The organism is Corallococcus terminator (genome assembly GCF_003611635.1).
Lineage (GTDB): Bacteria > Myxococcota > Myxococcia > Myxococcales > Myxococcaceae > Corallococcus > Corallococcus terminator.
In genome coordinates this window covers 1-19,617 of the sequence record NZ_RAVZ01000097.1, presented here as the reverse complement: position 1 = coordinate 19,617, position 19,617 = coordinate 1, and the positions used below count along the sequence as shown (strand labels likewise).

Below are 19,617 nucleotides of genomic sequence, written 5' to 3'. Positions count from 1 at the left end.
GCTTCGGGGCCTTGTCAGGGGCGGACGTCCGGGGAGCGGGCCTCGCGCAGCGCGGGGCGGAGGCGGGGCAGGAGCCGCTCCAACACCTGACCCACGGTGCGCGCGGTGGCCGCCCCGGGCTCGTTGACCCGGGCCGCGAGGAACGCCGCGCCCAGGCGGGCCACCGACGACACGACGAAGAGGACGTGCAGGTTCGCCCACACGTATCCGCCCAGCATGAACTGCTGGGGGATGCGCGCGGCCAGGGCGCCTCCCAGGGCCGCCGCCGCCGCGTAGGCCAGGCCTCCCGCGGTGGCGAACGCCGCCAGGTAGAAGGGCCGTCCCCGGCGCGGCGCCACCGTGAGGGGCAGCGCGAAGATGGCCAGGCCGTGGCCGCTCCACAGCGCGCCCGCCAGCAGCACGTCGAACAGCAGCGGCCACAGCGTCCCCTCGGACGGCAGGAGCCACAACAGCGGGATGACGCTGATCCCCAGCGAGCACGCCATCAGCACCGGCTGCGCGCCCAGCCGGTCGATGGCGCGGCCCCACATGGATGCGGTGAGCACGCGCACCCCCGCCACCGCCGCCGCGTGCAGGGCCATGATGACGAAGGTCATCTTGAGGTTCTGCAGCGAGTGCAGCGCGAAGAAGGGCGCGGACACGCCCACCGCCGCGTTCCACGCCACCTGGTACAGCAGCACGCGCCGGGCGCCGTCGTCCTTCCAGGGCAGCAGCGCCGCCTTCAGCTCCAGCCGGGGCGAGCTGCCCGGGGGCGCGGGGTCATGCTGCGCGGCCATCATCAGGGTGGTGACGAGGCCCATTGCGCACGCGGCCAGCGCCAGCAGCGGCAGGGCCATGCCCACGCCGTCCACCCTGCGCAGCCGATCCATCAGCAGGCCCGCGGTGAGCGACGCGCCGGTGCCCATCAGCGTGGTGAGCGCGGTGCGCTTGCCGAAGAAGCGGCCCCGCACGGCGCGCGGCACCAGCTCCCCCATCCAGGCCACCCAGGCGTTGTTGCCCACCACCGCCAGGAGCGCGGACAGGCCGGCCACGCCCATGAGCAGGTGCTGCTGGCCCGTCAGCGACAGCTTCAGCCAGGGCATCAGCGCCAGGGGCAGCATCACGAGCCGCGACAGGCACACGGCGGTGAGCGCCACCCGCCGGTGACCGAAGCAGAGCGTCAGCCACGCGGCGGGGAACTGGACGAACTGGGCGAAGAACGGCAGCGCCGTCATCACGCCCACGAGGAAGGGGCCCAGCTTCAGCGCGATGGCCCACGCGGTGAGTACCGTCGCACCCGCGCACGCGGTGAACACCTCCGCGAACATCCCCTCCACGATGGACATGCGCAGCGACCCGCGCAGCCGCTGGTGGACGGGCGGGCCCCGGTGGCTGTCGGAGGGTGGGGGAGCACCCAGCAGTGGCGCCGACGCACCGGGCAGCGAAGCCCCGGGACGGAAGAGCGGAACGCCGTTGGCGAGGGAAGCGAAGCTCTGGACGAGGTGGCGGCGGAAGGCGGCGGGGGACACGCGGCCCGGGATGTTCCCTGGCCTTGCATTCCCCCTCAACCGGACCCCCGGTGTGGCCCGGGCGCACGGCCGTCCACCAACCGGCCTTCTCCCCGGCATTCAGCTCGCTGGCCGCCTGCCTGCTGGGCAGAAGGGATTCAGGTGCAGTTCACGCGGTCTTGAACTATATGAACGACTGGAAGGAGACCGCGCACATGGATGTCGCTCACGAGCTGACGGAGTTTCTGGGGCAGGTGGAGCAGCGGCTGAACGCCTTGCTCGCGGATGGCGACGTCGGGCCTGACGTGGAAGGTGACACGTTGATGAACGCGGCGCGGCACCTGTGCCTGGGCACGGGTGGCAAGCGTGCGCGTCCCATGCTCGTGCGCCTGTTCGGTGGCGCCGTGGGCGTGCCGGCGGAGCGGCTGGTGGACGTGGGCGTGGCCGCGGAGATGATCCACTCGGCAAGCCTGCTGCACGACGACGTGGTGGACGCGGGCATGTACCGCCGGGGCCGCCCGACGGTGAACGCGCGCTGGGGCAACATCGTCGCGGTGATGAGCGGCGACCTCATCCTGTCCACGGCGCTCACGCAGTTGTCGCTGCTGGACGCGCGCGTGGTGCAGAGCGGCCTGGCCATCGTCACGGAGATGACCCGCGCGGCCATCGCGGAGGTGGAGGCTCGGGGCGACATGAACCTGCCGCTGACGCGCCTGCGCTACATCGCCGAGGGCAAGACGGGTTCGCTGTTCGGCTGGTGCGGCAAGGCGGCCGCGACGCTGGCGGATCAGCCGGATGCGGTGGCCCGCTTCGACGCGTTCGGCCGGCACCTGGGCGTGGCGTTCCAGATCGCCGACGACATCCGCGACATCCTGGGCACGGACGTGGGCAAGCCCCGGTACGCGGACGTGCACTCGCGCACGCCGTCGCTGCCCATCCTGCTGGCGGTGGCGCGCGATGAATCGCTGCGCCGCAAGCTCAAGGACGCGTGGGCGTTCTCCGTCATCACCCCGGAGCGCACGCGGGAGATTGGCAACGCCATCGAGGCCACCGGCGCGGTGGAAGCGTCCATGGCGATGATGAACACCGAAATCGAGGCCGCGCTGGACAAGCTGGGGCCCTATTCGAAGGACGCCGCGGGCGCGGAGCTGGCCAGTTGGGCGCACCGGTTGGCCGAGGGCATCGCCGATCAGGTCAAGGGACGCGCTGCGTGAAGGGCTACCTGTGGACGGGGGGGGAGCCCGGGAGTCAGAAGACCGTGGCACCGCCGGAGAACGGCCGGCTGGCGCCGTGGGAGTCCATCTCCGTGGAGGCGGTGGGCAACGTCATCGAGTTCTGGGGCTTCAAGCGCAACCAGGGCCGCGTGTGGGCCCTGTTGTACCTTCGCGGTGAGCCGCTGACGGCGGGGGAGATTGAACGCGAGCTGGAGCTGTCCAAGGGCGGCGTGTCCATGCTGCTGCGCGACCTGGAGCGCTGGGGCGCCGTGCAGCGGGTGCGCGTGCCGCAGGACACGGTGTGGCGCTACTCGGCGGAGACGGACCTGGTGCGGATGGTGACGCACGTGGTGGAGGAGCGCGAGGCGGCCTTCGTCACGCGCATCCGGGCGGACCTGGCCGAAGCCCGCAGGCTGGCGGTGGGCGTGGGCGGGCTGCCGGCCGAAAGGCTGCGGCGGCTGGAGCGCATGGCCACGCTGGCCGAGCACGTGGAGCGGGCGCTGCGCCTGTTCATCAGGACCTCGCGCCTGGACGTCGCGGGCGTGCTGGGCGCGTTCCGCGACGGCGCCCTTTCGCGCTAGGGGCAGTGGTAGGAGGGCACGCATGGACTCGCACTACGATCAGGTGATGAAGGCGCGCGCGCAGGCGGATGCGGACGCGCCCCGGCTGTACTTCGCGTATTCGACCATCCTCGACCGGGCCGCCTTCGAGGAGTGGAAGGGCCAGCACAGCTACGGCTTCTTCGAGCTGCCGGAAGGGCAGTTGGCCGAGGCGCTGGACGTGGACCTCGTCTACGACTTCCCCTCGCGCTGGTGGGGCGGACGGGTGGCGGGCCTCACCGACGCGCCGGGCGCGCGCGTATACGGCCGGCTCTTCCAGATCGCCGGCAAGGACTGGCCCATCGTCCAGCACAAGGAGGGCTTCGTCACGAGCATGTGCGTGGAGCGGACGGTGCGCGTGCGCGTGGACGGCAAGGAGCTGGAGGCCACCGCGTTCGTGACCAACCCGCGCCGTGCGTCGTCGGACGGGCCGGTAAGCCCGCGCTTCGTGGAGGCGCTGGTGCGCGGTGCGACGAGCGCCGGGCTGCCCGCCGACTACGTGGAGAAGCTGGGCCGCGGCGAGACGCGCTGAAGCGCGCGCTGCATCCCGCCGCGAGGCCCGTGGCTCACGGCCGGGCGGCGGGCTCCCTGCGGTAGAGGGCACCGGCTTGATCGTCGCTGACGATGAAGCCTCTGCCCGGCGCCAGGGCACGTCCACCGGCCGGCCCCACCTACTGAGCAGGTCCGGGGCCTTGAACCCGGTGACGACGTCCACCTCGCCCATGGGCTGGTCCGTGGCGAGGTCCCACGGGAACGCGGTGACCTTGTAGCCGGTCCGCTCCGTGCGCTTCCTCGACGCCGTGGGAGGCGCCCAGCTTGCCCCTGGGCGGGTTCGTGGCGAGCTCCCTCGGGAACGCGTGGCCCTGTCACAGGTGCGCTCCGCGTGCGGTTCCACGAGCAGTGGGAGGCCACCAGCGCGCCGCGCCGCCAGTCGGGGTGGAGCCCTTCCTCTCCGTCGAAGAACGTCAGGCCCCGGTGCGCCGAGTGCGCCTGGATGGCCTGTCCACCTTCGAGCCGTCCTGGTCCAGGGGCATGGGCTTCAGGCCGCTCGGTGAGCCGGGGTTCGGGGCGCGGAACGGCCAGCCAGATTGCGCAGGTCTCGCGCGAACAACTCCCGTGAGCCGCTGGCCCAGCCGTTCAACGTGCCTCGCCTGCCCCTGAACATCCCTTCAGGCAGGCGGATGGACGTCCGGGCCACGACTCCGAGGCGCGGGCCTCCGCGTTTTGGATGGGCAGCACCGCCGGGAAGTCCCGCTCCTCCTTTCTGACGAGGCTCCTCGGCACAGGGGACTTCGTGGGGCCCCACCCTCTGGCGATGACCAGAGCGGGGTGGAATGAACGGGACCTGAACAAACCTTCAGCCAGTTTTTCAGGGGTCGTAAAGGGCCCTGAACTGGCCTGAACAAACCTTCAGCCAATTCCGAGACCATTCGAGTCGCCATGCCTACATGAACAGAAGAGCACCCATTTCTCCAGGGTGCGTACCCCTTCGTCGACCGCGACCGGAACAGCCAATGTCTGTCATTGTCAATCAAAGACAGTGTTTTGATATGTATTGTTGTCATGTTTCATGTCTGTCTTTGGGCCGTTGGTGGCGGGCATCGGGTCCGGAAACGGCGCGGACCGGCTTGACCCCGAAAGGGCGTTGTGGCTTCATGAATTTGATTTCGATAATCAAAGTCAATTGGAGGTCGCGATGCTCGGTCAGGGATGCTGCAGGGCGGTGCTGGCGCGAGGCCCGTGCGCTGAGGTGACGCGGTGCAGTTGTGGGCACATCCACCTGGCGGTGGGGCCGGTGACGCTCCGCCTGGAAGAGGATGTCCTGCGCGCGCTGGGCCACACGCTGCTGGAGGCCATCCAGCACCTGGAGGAGGTGCCGCAGTCGCCCCGCCACGAGCCCGAGGCCTCGGAGCCGCCGGCCCCCACCTCGCACGGGGTGCCCAACGGCGGGTGGAAGCAGTGAGCCCGCAGGGGACGTTGCGGTGGGGCGGCATCCGTTCCGCCAGGGATCGGCGGCTGGGGGCCGCGGCGGCCTCGCCGGCCGAAACGCCAGTCCAGCCGCTGTCGGTGCGCCTGGAGGAGGGGACGGGCAGCGCGCGGCGGCAGGTGGAGCAGTCCACCTTCCTGGAGGCGCTCTTCCACGGTTCGTGGAACGGCGGCGTGTATGGCCAGTTCGTGCGGGCCCGGCACTACGTGAACCACCTGCGCCAACTGCACGTCCTTTATGAGGCCTTCGAATCCGCGCTGCCGGCGGTGAAGGACGTCGCGCTCGCGCGGGTGCTGCGACTGCCGGAGTTGCGGCGGGCCTCGGCGCTGGCGTCGGACCTGGACTGGTTCTGCGGCGATACGCGCACACAGCCGTTCGCCTGCGCGGAGACGCGGTTGCACGCCGAGCGGATCCACGAGGTGGCCACCGAAGCGCCCCACCTGCTGCTCGCGCATGCCTACGCCCGGTGCGTCCAGGACCTCTTCACGGCGCCCCAACGCTCGGAGCTCGTCGCACAAGCGTTCGAGCTGGAGGGCGGTCGAGGCACCGCCTTCTACAACGCGGTGTCCGCAGGAGAACTGAACGCCTTCCAGCGTCGGCTGGCGACCCGGCTGGATGAGGTGGCGCTGGGCGAACTCGAGTCCCAGGAGGTGATCCAGGAAGCGCGGCTGGCCTTCCGCATCCAGGGCCTCATCTGCGACGAGCTGGCGCGCGATGCTCCTGGCATCGAGGACTCACGCGGCCCGTTCAATCCCTGACGCACGCGGACGACACCACCCGGGGGCTGGGGTGACTGCAAACCCACGCCAGGGTCATCCCACCCCACGGGTCATATCCTCGTCTGGGAGGGCAATATGCCCTTTCGTGACAGGCACGCTAGGATGGCTGATCGTGACGACTCAGATGACCTCGAACATCGATCGCCGATCCTTCCCCCGGCTCCAGGCTCCCCTCTACTCGCGTCCCGCGCGGATGAAGATTGGAGAGAAGAAGCAGGTGCTCGATGTCAGCCTCGGTGGCGCGCGCATCTACTCCGACGAGCCGCAGGACGTGGGCTCCCGCCTGGACCTGGAGTTGTTCCTGCCGGACGGCAGCTCCCTGGAATGTACGGCTCGCATCGTCTGGGCCGTCAAACTACCCAAGGACGCCGTGGCCCGCTTCGAAGTCGGCCTGTCGTTCATCGACGTACCGGACGAGACGCTGGAGCGGTTGAAGACCGTGCTCGTCGCGGATGAAACATAAAGGCTGATACAGGACGCTGTTGATGGCGGGAAGGTGGCCCTGACGTCACCGCGCCAGGGCTCCGTCCATTCACCGCGCGCTACTCCGACGACGCGCTGTCCAGCTCGCGCAGGTCGTCCGCTTCCAGCTTCACGCTGAACGCCCCGAGCAGCTCCTTCACCTGCGGCACGGACGTCGCGCTGGCGATGGGCGCCACCACCGTGGGCCGCGTCGCGAGCCACGCGAGCGCCACCTGCGCCTCACTGGCACCCCGGCGCTGGGCCACCTGCTTCAGCGCGGCGACGACGCCCCAGCCCTTCGCGTTGCCGTACTTCTTCATCACGCCCCCCGCGCGCGCGGACTGCGGCGGCGGCTGTCCCTCCTGGTACTTGCCGGTGAGGAAGCCCGACGCGAGCCCGAAGTACGGTGCCACCGCGAGCCCTTCCTTCTGGCTCAGCGGCTGGAGGGCGTTCTCGAAGCCCGGGCGCTCCACGAGGTTGTACTCCGGCTGGAGCACCTGGTAGCGCGCGAGCCCCAGGCGCTGCTGCGTTGCCAGCGCCTCCGCGGCGCGCTCCGCGGTGTGGTTGCTCAGGCCCAGCGCCTTCACCTTGCCCGCCTTCACCAGCGCGTCGAAGGCGCGGAGCGTCTCCTCGAAGGGCGTGTTCGGGTCGTCGTAGTGCGCGTAGTACAGGTCGATGCGCTCCACGCCCAGGCGGCGCAGGGACGCATCCACGCTCTTCTCGATGTGCTCGCGGGTGAGGCCCTTGCCCAGTGCCGTCTCCGCGCCGACCTTCGTGGCCACCACCACGCGGTCCCTCGCCTTGCGCGAGGCCATCCACCTGCCCAGCACCGTCTCGGATTCGCCACCCTGGTGGCCGGGGATCCACCGCGAATACACGTCCGCGGTGTCGACGAAGTTGCCGCCCCCTTCGACGAACGCGTCGAGCACGGCGAACGAGGTGGCTTCATCACTCGTCCAGCCGAAGACGTTCCCACCCAGACACAGGGGAAACACCTCCAGCCCGGTCGTTCCCAACTTCCGCTTCGTCGCTGCCTGCGAAGCCATGCGCGCGTCCTTTCGCTGCCGCCGTGAAGGCCGGACGAAAGGACGCGCTCGAAGGCGCCCTTCTCAGCCCGGCGTGAACCACACCACCGACAGCGGGGGCAGGGTGAGGGCCACCGAAGCCGGCTGACCGTCCCAGCCCGTGGGCTCTGTGTGCACCTGGCCGTTGTTGCCCAGGCCGCTGCCGCCGTACTCGCCCGCGTCGCTGTTGACCAACTCCACATAACGGCCGACGAGCGGGAAGCCCACGCGATAATTCTCGCGCGGAACTGGGGACAGGTTGGCCACGCACACCACGTGGCGCCCGGGCGTGCGCGAGCGCCGCACGAAGGCCAGCACGTTCGCCGCGGAGGCGTCCGGCTGGAGCCACTGGAAGCCCACCGGCTCGCTGTCGGCGTCGTGCAGCGCGGGCAGCTCGCGGTAGACGCGGTTCAGGTCCCCCACCAGCTTCTGGATGCCCTTGTGACCCGGGTCGTCCAGCAGGTGCCAGTCCAGGCTCTTGTCGTGGTTCCACTCGCCCGGCTGGCCGAACTCACCGCCCATGAAGAGCAGCTTCTTGCCCGGGTGGGCCCACATCCACGCGAAGAGCGCGCGCAGGTTGGCGCGCTTCTGCCACGCGTCACCCGGCATCCGGCCGTAGAGGCTGCCCTTGCCGTGCACCACCTCGTCGTGGCTCAGCGGCAGCATGAAGTGCTCGCTGAACGCGTACAGCAGGCCGAAGGTGAGCTGGTTGTGGTGGTACTGCCTGTGGATGGGATCCTTGCCGAAGTACGACAGCGTGTCGTGCATCCAGCCCATGTTCCACTTGAAGTGGAAGCCCAGGCCGCCCTCGCTCGTGGGCTGGCTCACCTTGGGCCACGCGGTGGACTCCTCCGCGATGACCACCACGCCCGGGTGCTTGCGGCGGATGGTGTCGTTGAGCTCGCGCAGGAACTGGATGGCCTCCTCGTTCTCGCGACCGCCCCAGCGGTTGGGGATCCATTCGCCGTGTTTGCGGCTGTAGTCCAGGTAGAGCATGGAGGCCACCGCGTCCACGCGCAGCCCGTCGATGTGGTACTCCTCCAGCCAGAACAGCGCGTTGGCGATGAGGAAGTTGCGCACCTCGTTGCGGCCGAAGTTGAAGACGAGCGTGCCCCAGTCCGGCTGCGCTCCCTTGCGCGGGTCCGCGTGCTCGTAGAGGGCCGTGCCGTCGAAGTTGCCCAGCACGTGGGTGTCGCGCGGGAAGTGACCCGGCACCCAGTCCACGATGATGCCGACGCCCTCCTGGTGCAGGTAGTCCACCAGGTAGCGGAAGTCGTCCGGGTGGCCGAAGCGCGACGTGGGCGCGTAGTAGCCGCCGACCTGGTAGCCCCATGAGCCGCCGTAGGGGTGCTCCGCCACGGGCAGCAGCTCCACGTGCGTGAAGCCCAGCTCCTTCACGTAGCGCGACAGCTCCGGCGCCAGCTCGCGGTACGTCATGGGCCGGTCGCCGTCCTCCACCACGCGGCGCCAGCTTCCCAGGTGCACCTCGTAGACGCTCCAGGGCTGGCGCGCGGCCTCCGTCTGCTTCTCCCGGGCCTCCAGCCATGCCGTATCGCCCCAGGCGTAGCGGGCCAGGTCGTGCACCACCGACGCGGTGGCGGGCGGCGTCTCCGTGCGGAAGGCGAACGGATCCGACTTGAGCAGCCGGCCGCCCTGGCCGGGACGGATCTCGAACTTGTAGCGGGTGCCCTCGCCGACCTCCGGGACGAACAGCTCCCAGATGCCGGAGGAGCCCATGCGCCGCATGCTGTGCAGGCGCCCATCCCAGCCGTTGAAGTCGCCCACCACCGACACGCCGGACGCCGTGGGCGCCCAGACGGCGAAGGACGTGCCCTTCACCCCGTTGTGGTGGATGAGGTGCGCGCCCATGCGCTCCCAGAGCCGCTCGTGGCGTCCCTCACCGGCGAAGTACAGATCCAGCTCCCCCAGCGTGGGCAGGAAGCTGTACGGGTCGCGCAGCGTGAAGACCTTCTTGCCCGGGTACTCCACCTCCAGCAGGTAGCTGAAGGGCTCCGTGCGGCCGTTGATGCGCGCCTCGAAGACGCCGCCGGTGCGGTGCACCATGGGCACCTTGCCGCCGAACTCCGGCAGCACGTGCAGGGACACGGCCTCCGGCCGGTAGGCCCGGACGACCATCCCGTCCCCGTCCGGGTGGACGCCCAGCACGGAGTGCGGCTCCGGATGGCGCAGCTCCACCACGCGTTGCAGCTCCGCCTCCACCTGTGCTCTGTCCGCCGGCTTCCTCACTGGGCATCCTCCATCCGCAACAGGGCCTCGACGGGGATGCGCACCCAGTCAGGCCGGTTCGCGAGCTCGTAGCGCACTTCGTACAACAGCTTCTCCAGCTCGAAGGCGCGCAACATCACATCAAAGGCTTCATCGGTGTCGGGCAGGAAGGGCGCGCCGCGGGTCGCCGTGCGGTAGCCCTCCAGGAACGCGTCGCGGGTGGGACCCACGCGCCCGCGCGGCTGGCCGCCCTCCAGCGCCACGGTGGCCTCCGCGTAATCGAAGGAGCGGATCATCCCCGCCACGTCGCGCAGCGCGCTGTACTTCTCCCGGCGCGCGGTGAACGAACGCGAGGGCTCTCCCTCGAAGTCGAAGAACAGCCACTGGTTCTCCGAACGCAGCACCTGGCCCAGGTGCAGGTCGCCGTGGATGCGGATCTTCTGTCCGGACGGCGTCACGTGCGCAAGCCGCTTCGCGTACGCGATGAGCCCGTCGCGCCGGCCCTCCAGGTCCGTGTGCAGCCGTCCCGCGTCCGCCAGCGTCACGCCCAGTTCGCCCACGATGGACGCGCTCCAGCGCTGGAGGTCCTCCAGCAACAGGGGCTCCGGGGAGAAGGACAGGTCGTCCGGCCCGGCGGAGGCGAAGGCCTTGTGCAGGTCCCCCAGGCGCGCGCCCAGCTCCCGCATGTCCGTCAGGAAGCCGTCGCCCAGGGCCTTCGTCTGGCGCAGCCGGTCCAGCGTGTACTTCCAGCCGTCCACCGCGTCCGGCACGAAGCGGTGCGCCAGGGCCAACGTCGCGCCCGCGGGGCCCTCCAGGTTGAGCGCGCCCAACAACTGCGGCGTCGCGCGGAAGGACGTCTTCGTCGCGAGGAAGCGGCCCACCTCGTACTCGGGGTTCACGCCTGCTTCGAGCTTTCGGATGACCTTGATGATGACCCGCTCCCCCAGCACGAGCGACGTGTTGCTCTGCTCCACGCTCAGCCGGCGCACCGGCAGCGGATCCGGCAGGGCCACGCCGCTGTCGGTGGAGGCAATCCATTCGCCCAGCACGCGGCCGGAGCCGGAGGGCAGCTCGCGGCCCTCCCGCGCCAGGGCGAAGAGGGCGCGCACGCAGGTGTCGTCTTCCAGCGCGCTCGTCAGGCCCTCCGGTGTCTGCCGCGCCAGGAGCTGGTAGCGCTCCGGCTGGCCCAGCTCGTACACGACCTCCACGATGGCGAGGGTGAACGAACACGCGCCCAGCTCCATGTTCACGTGGTCCGCCACGCTGACGCTCTTGATGGGCCACGCCTTGCCGGCGAACCAGCGCTGGGCCTTGAGGAAGTCGGGGAGCTTTGTCAGGTCCAAGGGTGTCACGCGCGTTTACTCCTTCCCCGGCAGAGGCTTGTCCAACCGGAACCACAGGAACATGTAGGGGCCCATCGACAACTGATAGGGCAGGTCGCTGATGCGGGGGAACGCCGTCTCGCCAATCAACTCCACCGGCACGGAGCCGCTCAGCTCGCGCATGTCCAGCACGGCGGGCTGCGCGAAGCGCGACAGGTTGCAGATGACCAGCACCGTCTGCCCTTCCCATTCGCGCACGAAGGCCAGCACCTTGCGGTTGTCCGTCGTGAGGAAGCGCAGCGTGCCCATGGCGAACACGGGGTAGCGCTGGCGGATGCGGATCATCCGCTTCACCCACTGGAGCAGGCTGGATTTCTGCCGGTCCTGCGCCTCCACGTTGATGGCCTGGTAGCCGTAGACGGGATCCGCGATGACGGGCGCGAACAGGCGCGCGTAGTCCGCGCGGCTGAAGCCCGCGTTGCGGTCGCCGGTCCACTGCATGGGCGTGCGCACGCCGTTGCGGTCGCCCAGGTAGATGTTGTCGCCCATGCCGATTTCATCCCCGTAGTAGAGGACCGGCGTGCCGGGCAGGGTGAACAGCAGGCTGTGCATCAGCTCGATGCGCCTTCGGCCGTTGTCCATCAGCGGCGCGAGCCGGCGGCGGATGCCCAGGTTGATGCGCATGCGCGGGTCGGTGGCGTACTCCCGGTACATGTAGTCCCGGTCCTCGTCCGTCACCATCTCCAGCGTCAGCTCATCGTGGTTGCGCAGGAAGATGGCCCACTGGCAGTTGTCCGGGATCTCCGGCGTCTGCTGCATGATCTCCACGATGGGTGTGCGGTCCTCGCGGCGCACCGCCATGAACAGGCGGGGCATCACCGGGAAGTGGAAGCCCATGTGGAACTCGTCGCCCTCGCCAAAATACTTGCGCACGTCGGCGGGCCACTGATTGGCCTCCGCGAGCAGCACCTTGCCCTGGTACTCGGAGTCGATGGTCTTGCGCAGGCGCTTGAGGAAGGCGTGCGTCTCCGGGAGGTTCTCGCAGTTGGTGCCCTCGCGCTCGAAGAGGTAGGGCACGGCGTCGCAGCGAAAGCCGTCCACGCCCATGTTGAGCCAGAAGCGCATGACGTCCAGCATGGCTTCCTGCACTTCGGGATTGTCGTAGTTCAGATCCGGCTGGTGGCTGAAGAAGCGGTGCCAGAAGTACTGCTTGGCGACCGGATCCCACGTCCAGTTGGAGCGCTCCGTGTCGGTGAAGATGATGCGCGTGCCCTTGTACTGTTCGTCGGTGTCGCTCCAGACGTACCAGTTGCGCTTGGGGCTCTTCGGGTCGCGGCGGGCCTCCTGGAACCAGGGGTGCTGGTCGCTGGTGTGGTTGACCACCAGCTCCGTGAGGATGCGCAGGCCGCGCTTGTGGGCCTCTTCCACCAGCCGCTGGAAGTCCGCCAGCGTGCCGTAGTCCGGGTGGATGCCGTAGTAGTCCGCGATGTCGTAGCCGTCATCGCGCAGCGGGGACGGGTAGTGCGGCAGGAGCCACAGACAGTCCACGCCCAGTTCCTGGAGGTAGGGCAGCTTCTCGATGAGGCCCGGGATGTCCCCGTGGCCGTCCCCGTTCGAGTCGTGGAATGCGCGGATGTGCAGCTCGTAGATGAGCGCCTTTTTGTACCAGAGCGGATCCAGGTCCATACGCCTCTCGGAGGGTGTCACTCGAAGTAGTCGAACGCGTGCTCGGTGCGGCGGAAGCGATACACGGCATACACGGCCGCGGGCTGTTCCGGCGTCAGGCGCACCTGCACGTCCGGTCCCTGCCACAGGGAGCGTTGGTCGGCCATCAATTCATGCACCTGGTACGTCTCTTCTGGCTTCACGCCCAGCCACTCCATGGGCACGTGCAGGAGCGCCTCCTGCGGCGCGTACGGATCCAGGCTCACCGCCACCAGCACCGTGCTGGTGCCGTCCGGCGTGCGCTTGCCGTAGAACAGGACGCGCTCGTTGTCGGACGTGAAGAAGCGCAGGCCCGAATACTGCTGGAGCGCGGGGTGCTGCTTGCGCGCGGCGTTGAGCTTGGAAATCCATTCGGAGATGTTGCCCGGCTTGTCCCAGTCCCAGGCGACGAGCTGGTACTTCTCCGAGTCCAGGTACTCCTCCTTGCCCGGCACCGGCCGGCCCTCGCAAAGCTCGTAGCCGGAGTACATGCCCCACACCGACGACAGCGTGGAGGCCAGCGCCACGCGCAGGCGGAAGGCCCCGGGGCCCGCGTTCTGGAGGTTCTCCGGGAGGATGTCCGGCGTGTTGGGCCAGAGGTTGCCGCGGAAGTAGTCCGCCACCGGAGGCTGGGTGATCTCCTCCAGGTACGTGCGCAGCTCGTCCTTGAAGAGGCGCCAGGTGAAGTACGTGTACGACTGGGTGAAGCCCACCTTGCCCAGCGCCTTCATCACCTTCGGGCGCGTGAAGGCCTCCGACAGGAAGAGCACGTCCGGGTGCAGGTCCTGCACTTCGCGGATGAGCCAGTGCCAGAACTGCATGGGCTTGGTGTGGGGATTGTCCACGCGGAAGGTGCGCACGCCGTGGTCCACCCAGAACAGGACGACGGACTTCAATTCGTTCCAGAGGGCGTCGCGCGCGGGGCCCATCCAGTCGAAGTTGACGATGTCCTCGTAGCGCTTGGGCGGGTTCTCCGCCGTCTTGATGGTGCCGTCCGGGCGGTGCTGGAACCACTCCGGATGATCCTTCACGTACGGGTGGTCCGGCGCGCACTGGAACGCGAGGTCCAACGCCACTTCGATGCCGTGCGCCTGCGCTGCGTCCACGAACGCGCGGAAGTCCGCGAACGTGCCCAGCTCGGGATGGATGGCCTTGTGGCCGCCTTCCTTCGCGCCAATGGCCCACGGGCTGCCCACGTCACCGGGCTGCGCGTTGAGGGTGTTGTTCTTCCCCTTGCGCGCGGTGCGGCCAATGGGGTGGATGGGCGGGAGGTAGACGGTGTCGAAGCCCAGCTTCTGGATGTACGGCAGCCACGCTTCGGAGTCCTTGAAGGTGCCGTGCGTCTTGCCGTCGCGCTTCGCGGAGCGCGGGAAGAATTCGTACCAGGCGGCGTTGCGCGCCTTCTCTCGGTCCGCGAATACCTCCAGCACCTCGTCGTAGCGGCGAGCGAGCGTCCGGTCGGGATGCCGTGAGGCGACGTCCGCCAGTTCAGGTGACAGGGCGGCGAGGAGGTGGTCGGGCGAGGGCGGGGTGCGCAGGCGCGCCCCTGCCTCGCCGAGCGTGCGTGCGTCCTCGGCGGAGAGGGCCTTCGCGCGCGCGGCGGCGCCTTCGAGGAGCGCCGCGCCTTCGAGCAGCTCGCTCTTCACGTCGCGGCCCGCATCCACCTTGCGCTTCAGCTCGTGGGCCCAGGTGCGGAAGAGATCCGGCCACGCTTCAATCGTGTATTCGTAACGGCCATTGCGAGCGAGGGGGATGACACCCTCCCACGCGTCGTTGCTCTTGGGTGTGAGGGGCACCTCGGCCCAGTCGGTCTTCTGGGCGGCGGGGGTGACCTGACGCCAGCGCGCGACGGCCACGAGGACATCGTGACCTTCCTTGAAGATGTCCGCGCGGACGGTCAGGCTCTCCCCGGCGATGCGCTTGATGGCGTAGCGCCCTGCGTCCAGCTCCGGCTGGACGTTTTCGATGAACACGCTTCCGAGTCGGTCGGTCATATCGGCTGGCGGTGGCTTATAGGACTGTGAGTGGGTGGCTCCAGGCGGCAATGCGCGGGTGTTGTTGATTGAAGAGGGCGCTGGCCTGGTCGCGTTGGCCTGTCAACGTTAGGGATGGAGGGGACAGGCGACTACCCTCCGGGGCTGGGTGAACGGGCTTCGATAGTTGAAGCTGGGATCCGCCCCATCGGTTGCGGTATCCGGGAAGAACATGGCGCCAACCGACTCCGCTGCTCAGCAAGCGAGTGACCTGTCGGCCGATCGCGACCTGCTGCGGCAGGTGGCACTCGGCAGCGCGGAGGCCATGCGCGCGGTGTACGCGCGGTGCTCAGCACGGGCGTTCGCCATCGCGGTCCGGCTGCTGCCCACGCGCGCGGACGCGGAAGAGGTGCTGCAGGAGATCTTCCTGGACGTGTGGCGGCGCGCGCGCGAGTTCGATCCCGCGCGTGGCGGACTGGAGACGTGGGTCACGACCATCGCGCGCACGCGCTCCATCGACCGGCTGCGTTCGCTGGGGACGGTGTCGCGGATGGTGGAGGGCGCCAGCCATCAGCCGCCGCCGGTGAGCGCCACGCCGCCAGCGCCGGATGCCTCCGCGTCCTCGAAGCAGGAGCAGGCGCGGGTGCGCGAAGCGCTGACGCAGTTGCCGCCGGAGCAGCGCGAGGTGGTGATGCTCGCGTACTTCGAAGGCCTGTCGCAGAGCGAGATCGCCCAGCGGACGGGACACCCGCTGGGCACGGTGAAGACGCGCGCGCGGCTGGCGCTGGAGAAGCTGGCGGTGCTGTTGGAAGAGCGCCCCGCCGCGGCGTCCGGCTGAAGTCCGCAGGACATCCTCCCTGGACCGTGGGGATGGGCGGTGGAGCAGGCCCGGGCCGTGTCTGCCTTGCCGCCGTCGCCCGGCACCCCAAACGTTGCGACTGTTTCGAGAACCCCAGGGAGGGGCGGACATGCGCAAGGTGAAGGATCCAGGTGTGTCGTTGATGAACGAGCGGGAGATGCGGTTGGTGCTGGCCAGTGCTCCGCGAAACGTCGCGGAGCTGTCCGAGCGCGAGCTCAAGGGGATGGTGAAGCGGGCGCGCGGGATGATGGACAAGTACACGCAGCGCTCGCACACGCTGCGGCGTGAGGCGTCCGGAAAGCGCCTCCCCACGCGCAGCCGCAAGGCGGAAGGGGACATGAACACCCGGCGCAAGGCGGCGCTGTTCCGCACGGCGCTGTCGCGCTTCGAGATGCAGTTGGGCCGGATGGAGAAGGCGGCGATGCGCAAGGCGCGTCCCGCGATGCGCAAGGCACGTCCGGCGATGCGCAAGCGTCCGGTGGCGAGGAAGGCGACGCGCGTCACGCCCGCGCGCAAGAAGACCGCGATGGCGAAGCGGACGGCGCGGCCCGCGGGCTACTCGCGTCGGGGGCCGGTGAAGGGCGGGGCGCGCAAGGCGCAGCGCTTCTCGTCCATGAAGACGCAGGCGCACCGGGCTTCGCAGGGCCGCCGCACGCAGGCGCGGCGGGATGCGATGCGGTAGCGGATGGGCGCAGCGTCCGCCTCACGGGGGAGTGGGGCGGACGCGGACGGGGGCCCGGTGATGGTAGAAGCCGGCCCATGCGGACCCAATGGATCATCGGCGGGGTGTTGGGGGTGGCGCTCGCCGTCGTGCCCCGCGTGCTCGCCCACTTCGAGCCCGAAGCCTATGAAACGGCGCGCTCATTCGCCCCCTCCATTCCCTACCTCCTGATCCCCTTGAGTGGGCTGCTGGCCCTCTACTTCCTGCCGCGCTACCGCAGGAGCAAGGCGCTCACCGACGAGGGGCTCCAACTGCTTTCGCAGGGGAGGGTGGCCGCCGCGCTCGACAAGTTCGAAGCGTCGCGTCCCCTGGCCAAGAGCCCGGTCATTCCCACCTACAACATCGGCATCAGCCGGCTTCAGCTCTGGCAACTGTCGGTGGCGGAGCGTGAGCTGGCGGGTCTGGAGGCGCGGACGGATCTCACGCCGCGGTTCCGGGAGCTGCTGTCGGCTTCTCTCGCGATGGTGTCGGCGATGGACGGGCGGGTGGCGCTGGCGGAGAAGCGGCTCTCGGTGAAGACATGGGACGGAACGCCGCACCTGATGGCGGTGCTTGCCTCGGGGGTGGTGGCTTGCCGCACCGGACGTTGGGCCGAAGCGCTCGAGCAGCTCGGGCACTCCTCGTTGCAAGAACTCACCGGACCGCTGCGCGGACTGCGGGAGGCGCTGGAGGCCTGGTGCCAGGAGCACCTCACCGGGGAGCAGCGGCCGGTGGATGCCGTCGCCGTGTTCGGTGAGGCGTCCCCCGACGTGCTGGAGGCCTGCTGGCCGGAGCTGGTGACCTTCCTGCTGGAGCGTTCCGGGAGGCGTGAGGCGGGAGCGCTGTAGGTCCCAGCTCAGGCCGGGGGCGGCATCAGCGGCCCCGTGAAGCCGACCTCCAGCCCTCCGTATTCGGACGGGGCCAGGGTCAACTTCCAGCCGTGCAGCTCCACGACGTTGTGCACGATGTGCAGGCCCAGGCCCTGTCCCTGGGGATCGCGGGTGCGGGCCGCGTTGCCCCGGAAGCGACGCTCCAGGAGCCTGGAGCGTTCCTCCTCCGAAATGCCCGGCCCATCGTCGATGACGCGCAGGTGGAAGGTCTGCTGCCGCGTCGTCTCCAACACCACCGCCACGTGGCCGTCCAGGCGCCCGTAGCGGATGCCGTTGAGCACCACGTTGCTCACCGCCTGCTCCAGCAGCGTCTCGTCGCCCATCACCCAGGTGGGGCTCGCCGGCACGCCGCTCTCCAGCGCGATCCGCTGGGGACGCGCGATGGGCTGGTGCCGGCCCAGCACCCGCGACACCAGCGCGTTCAGGTCCACCGGCGCGTGCTGCACCTGGGGCGCTCCGGCCTCCAGCCTCGCCGCCGCTCCCAGGTTGTGCACCAGCGAGGCCATGTAGTGCGCTTCGCTCATCGCGGAGTGCATCAACGTGGGCTCCAGCGGCTCACCCTTCCTGAGTTGCTGCTGCATCGCGGCCAGGTGGCCCTGCAACACCGTCAGCGGCGTCATCACGTCGTGCGTGGTGTTGGCCAGGAAGTCGCGCAGCGTCTGCTCGCGGGCCTCCTGGTGCGCCATCTGGGCCTGGATCTCCTCGCGCGCTTGCTGGAAGGCCCTCGCCAGCTCCGCGATCTCGTCGTGGCCCTGCACCGTCACCGGCTGCTGGTAGCGGCTGCCCGACGACGCTCGCACCTCCACCGTGAGCCGGCGCAGCCGCTGAACCACCGGCCCCAGCGCTACCACCATCGCGGACAACAGGATGAGCGTGGGCACGCCCCAGATGTACAGCGGGGGCAGGCCCACCTCCGGCGAGTCCGCGGGCTCCACGCGCCGGGCCAGCACGTACTCGCACGGACCGCCGTCCCAGGGCATGCGCAGGAGCAGGTCCTGCACCAGCGCGCCGTCGTCCTTGGTGTAGCGACGCACGCCCACGCCGTCCGCTCGCGCGCCTTCGCGCAGGTCGTCGTCCAGGGCGGGGGCCTGCGCGTTGCCAGGAACGAACGTCCCGTCGAACGGGAAGAGACTCACCGGAGGCAGCCGCCTTCCGAAGGGACCGCGTTCGCCGGGCCGTGAGCGGGGGGGCCCGTCACTGCCCGGTTCGCGGGGCCCGGAGCCCGGCGTCTCACCCGGAGGCGGACCATCGAGCGCGCCGGACGGGGGACCGCCTTTCAGGTCGGGGACGCCCTCCCGCTCCCACGGTGGACGCTGGGAACGCGTGCGCACCATCCAGGTGTCGGGCGCGGCCTCGCAGCGCTCGCGTCCACCGGATTGCATCTGCGTCAGGACCGAACCGGCGATGACCTCATCCGTCGTGCGGCGGCGCACCGAGTGCTCCACCTGCACCAGCGCGAACACCGCGGGCACCGTCACCGCCACCGCGGTGAGCGCCAGGCGCAGTCGCAGCTTCACGCGTCCTCCCCGGGGACCAGCCGGTAGCCCACGCCCCACACCGTCTCCACGCACTTCACCGGGCCCAGCTTGCGCCGCAGCCGCGACACGTGGACGTCCAGCGTGCGCTCCGTGCCTTCGCGCTCCGGATCCAACACGTGCTCCACCAGCCACTGCCGCGTCACGGCCTCCTGGGGCCTGCGCGCCAGCGCCGCGAGCAGTTCGAACTCCACCCGCGTGAGCTCCACCGGACGCCCCTGCACCTGGACGGCGTGCGCCTGGAGGTCGATGCGTAGCGGGCCCACCTCCACCACCGCCTGCTCCTTCTGGAGGGTGGGGCGGCGCAGGCGCGCTCGCACGCGCTCCACCAGCTCCTCCGGCCAGAAGGGCTTGGTCATGTAGTCGTCCGCGCCCAGCTTCAGCGAGCGGACCTTGTCCAGCGTGTCGTTGCGCGCGCTCAGGATGAGCACCGGGACCTCCGAGAAGGTCCTCAGCGCCTTGAGCATGTCCAGGCCGTAGGTGCCGGGCAGCATCAGGTCCAGCACCACGAGGCTCACGTCAGGAAGCTCGCCGGCCACCAGCATGCGGCCCTCGCGCCACCAGAGGGCTTCGAAGCCCGCGCCCTGGAGGTGCCCGACGATCTGCGACCCGAGCTGTTCGTCATCCTCCACCAGCAGGATGCGGTCCCGCATGCGCCAGCGCTCCCTTCGGACTGGAAGCCCCGGAGGCTTCCGGGGCTCCCTTCCACCCTAGTTCACGGCGTTCCGGCGTCGAAGCCCGGCGGAGGTCCGCCGAAGCCACCGTCGCCCGGGGGCGGACCCATGCCGCCGTCACCGAACGGCGGGGGACCGCCAC

At 69.6% G+C, this 19,617-nt stretch carries 17 protein-coding genes; 9 read left to right on the top strand and 8 right to left on the bottom strand.

What is annotated here, in order from left to right; all coding sequences use genetic code 11:
* Nucleotides 1-14: 14 nt before the first annotated feature.
* Entirely contained in the window at nucleotides 15-1,508 is a 1,494-nt protein-coding gene (locus tag D7V88_RS15965) for an MFS transporter (RefSeq protein ID WP_120541502.1), read from the bottom strand.
* 194 nt (nucleotides 1,509-1,702) lie between these two features.
* On the opposite strand from D7V88_RS15965, the gene D7V88_RS15960 reads away from it, so the two are divergent.
* The 6 genes from D7V88_RS15960 to D7V88_RS15935 all read left to right on the top strand — a co-directional run bounded on the left by D7V88_RS15960 (nucleotide 1,703) and on the right by D7V88_RS15935 (nucleotide 6,529).
* Nucleotides 1,703-2,701: a polyprenyl synthetase family protein gene (locus D7V88_RS15960; protein ID WP_120541507.1), complete on the top strand. Its 999-nt coding sequence runs from the start codon at nucleotides 1,703-1,705 to the stop codon at nucleotides 2,699-2,701.
* Complete coding sequence (locus D7V88_RS45160; protein WP_120541501.1) at nucleotides 2,698-3,282, top strand: GbsR/MarR family transcriptional regulator; 585 nt, start codon at nucleotides 2,698-2,700, stop codon at nucleotides 3,280-3,282. The genes D7V88_RS15960 and D7V88_RS45160 overlap by 4 nt, the downstream gene beginning before the upstream one ends.
* A gap of 22 nt (nucleotides 3,283-3,304) precedes the next feature.
* The gene (locus tag D7V88_RS15950; protein WP_120541500.1) at nucleotides 3,305-3,832 is read left to right on the top strand and encodes a gamma-glutamylcyclotransferase family protein; all 528 of its coding nucleotides are present in this window, start codon (nucleotides 3,305-3,307) and stop codon (nucleotides 3,830-3,832) included.
* A 1,164-nt stretch (nucleotides 3,833-4,996) separates the two neighbouring features.
* Nucleotides 4,997-5,263: a hypothetical protein gene (locus tag D7V88_RS15945; protein ID WP_120541499.1), complete on the top strand. Its 267-nt coding sequence runs from the start codon at nucleotides 4,997-4,999 to the stop codon at nucleotides 5,261-5,263.
* Nucleotides 5,260-6,045, top strand: coding sequence for a biliverdin-producing heme oxygenase (locus tag D7V88_RS15940; RefSeq protein WP_120541498.1), 786 nt, complete (start codon nucleotides 5,260-5,262; stop codon nucleotides 6,043-6,045). Before D7V88_RS15945 ends, D7V88_RS15940 begins: the two co-directional genes overlap by 4 nt.
* 133 nt (nucleotides 6,046-6,178) lie before the next feature.
* Complete coding sequence (locus D7V88_RS15935) at nucleotides 6,179-6,529, top strand: PilZ domain-containing protein (RefSeq protein ID WP_244238174.1); 351 nt, start codon at nucleotides 6,179-6,181, stop codon at nucleotides 6,527-6,529.
* A gap of 79 nt (nucleotides 6,530-6,608) precedes the next feature.
* Here the strand turns inward: D7V88_RS15935 and D7V88_RS15930 are convergent, their stop codons facing one another.
* The 5 genes from D7V88_RS15930 to D7V88_RS15910 all read right to left on the bottom strand — a co-directional run bounded on the left by D7V88_RS15930 (nucleotide 6,609) and on the right by D7V88_RS15910 (nucleotide 14,838).
* Complete coding sequence (locus D7V88_RS15930) at nucleotides 6,609-7,574, bottom strand: aldo/keto reductase (protein WP_120541496.1); 966 nt, start codon at nucleotides 7,572-7,574, stop codon at nucleotides 6,609-6,611.
* Nucleotides 7,575-7,637: 63 nt separating this feature from the next.
* Complete coding sequence (gene glgB, locus D7V88_RS15925) at nucleotides 7,638-9,839, bottom strand: 1,4-alpha-glucan branching protein GlgB (protein WP_120541495.1); 2,202 nt, start codon at nucleotides 9,837-9,839, stop codon at nucleotides 7,638-7,640.
* The gene (locus D7V88_RS15920; protein ID WP_120541494.1) at nucleotides 9,836-11,170 is read right to left on the bottom strand and encodes a phosphotransferase; all 1,335 of its coding nucleotides are present in this window, start codon (nucleotides 11,168-11,170) and stop codon (nucleotides 9,836-9,838) included. The genes glgB and D7V88_RS15920 overlap by 4 nt, the downstream gene beginning before the upstream one ends.
* 6 nt (nucleotides 11,171-11,176) lie before the next feature.
* Nucleotides 11,177-12,826: a maltose alpha-D-glucosyltransferase gene (gene treS / locus D7V88_RS15915; RefSeq protein ID WP_120541493.1), complete on the bottom strand. Its 1,650-nt coding sequence runs from the start codon at nucleotides 12,824-12,826 to the stop codon at nucleotides 11,177-11,179.
* A 17-nt stretch (nucleotides 12,827-12,843) separates the two neighbouring features.
* Nucleotides 12,844-14,838: an alpha-1,4-glucan--maltose-1-phosphate maltosyltransferase gene (locus D7V88_RS15910; protein WP_120541492.1), complete on the bottom strand. Its 1,995-nt coding sequence runs from the start codon at nucleotides 14,836-14,838 to the stop codon at nucleotides 12,844-12,846.
* Between the two features lie 211 nt (nucleotides 14,839-15,049).
* Here D7V88_RS15910 and D7V88_RS15905 point away from each other — a divergent pair, with 211 nt between their 5' ends.
* From D7V88_RS15905 to D7V88_RS15895, 3 genes are all read left to right on the top strand, one after another.
* Nucleotides 15,050-15,655: a sigma-70 family RNA polymerase sigma factor gene (locus D7V88_RS15905; RefSeq protein ID WP_120541491.1), complete on the top strand. Its 606-nt coding sequence runs from the start codon at nucleotides 15,050-15,052 to the stop codon at nucleotides 15,653-15,655.
* Between the two features lie 130 nt (nucleotides 15,656-15,785).
* A complete protein-coding gene (locus D7V88_RS15900; RefSeq protein WP_120541490.1) occupies nucleotides 15,786-16,358 on the top strand; it encodes a hypothetical protein in 573 nt (190 codons plus the stop codon).
* Between the two features lie 77 nt (nucleotides 16,359-16,435).
* Nucleotides 16,436-17,224, top strand: coding sequence for a hypothetical protein (locus tag D7V88_RS15895; protein ID WP_120541489.1), 789 nt, complete (start codon nucleotides 16,436-16,438; stop codon nucleotides 17,222-17,224).
* Nucleotides 17,225-17,232: 8 nt separating this feature from the next.
* On the opposite strand, the gene D7V88_RS15890 is transcribed toward D7V88_RS15895, so the two are convergent.
* Nucleotides 17,233-18,783 (bottom strand): sensor histidine kinase, encoded by a 1,551-nt coding sequence (locus D7V88_RS15890; RefSeq protein ID WP_120541488.1) that lies wholly within the window; start codon nucleotides 18,781-18,783, stop codon nucleotides 17,233-17,235.
* Nucleotides 18,780-19,454: a response regulator transcription factor gene (locus tag D7V88_RS15885; protein ID WP_120541487.1), complete on the bottom strand. Its 675-nt coding sequence runs from the start codon at nucleotides 19,452-19,454 to the stop codon at nucleotides 18,780-18,782. Before D7V88_RS15885 ends, D7V88_RS15890 begins: the two co-directional genes overlap by 4 nt.
* Between the last annotated feature and the right edge of the window lie 163 nt (nucleotides 19,455-19,617).

Coding starts and splice junctions, on each gene's coding strand:
- D7V88_RS15960 (WP_120541507.1), top strand. CDS start 1,703: ATGGATGTCGCTCACGAGCTGACGGAGTTTCTGGGGCAGGTGGAGCAG.
- D7V88_RS15950 (WP_120541500.1), top strand. CDS start 3,305: ATGGACTCGCACTACGATCAGGTGATGAAGGCGCGCGCGCAGGCGGAT.
- D7V88_RS15945 (WP_120541499.1), top strand. CDS start 4,997: ATGCTCGGTCAGGGATGCTGCAGGGCGGTGCTGGCGCGAGGCCCGTGC.
- D7V88_RS15930 (WP_120541496.1), bottom strand. CDS start 7,574: ATGGCTTCGCAGGCAGCGACGAAGCGGAAGTTGGGAACGACCGGGCTG.
- treS (WP_120541493.1), bottom strand. CDS start 12,826: ATGGACCTGGATCCGCTCTGGTACAAAAAGGCGCTCATCTACGAGCTG.
- D7V88_RS15910 (WP_120541492.1), bottom strand. CDS start 14,838: ATGACCGACCGACTCGGAAGCGTGTTCATCGAAAACGTCCAGCCGGAG.
- D7V88_RS15905 (WP_120541491.1), top strand. CDS start 15,050: ATGGCGCCAACCGACTCCGCTGCTCAGCAAGCGAGTGACCTGTCGGCC.
- D7V88_RS15900 (WP_120541490.1), top strand. CDS start 15,786: ATGCGCAAGGTGAAGGATCCAGGTGTGTCGTTGATGAACGAGCGGGAG.
- D7V88_RS15895 (WP_120541489.1), top strand. CDS start 16,436: ATGCGGACCCAATGGATCATCGGCGGGGTGTTGGGGGTGGCGCTCGCC.
- D7V88_RS15885 (WP_120541487.1), bottom strand. CDS start 19,454: ATGCGGGACCGCATCCTGCTGGTGGAGGATGACGAACAGCTCGGGTCG.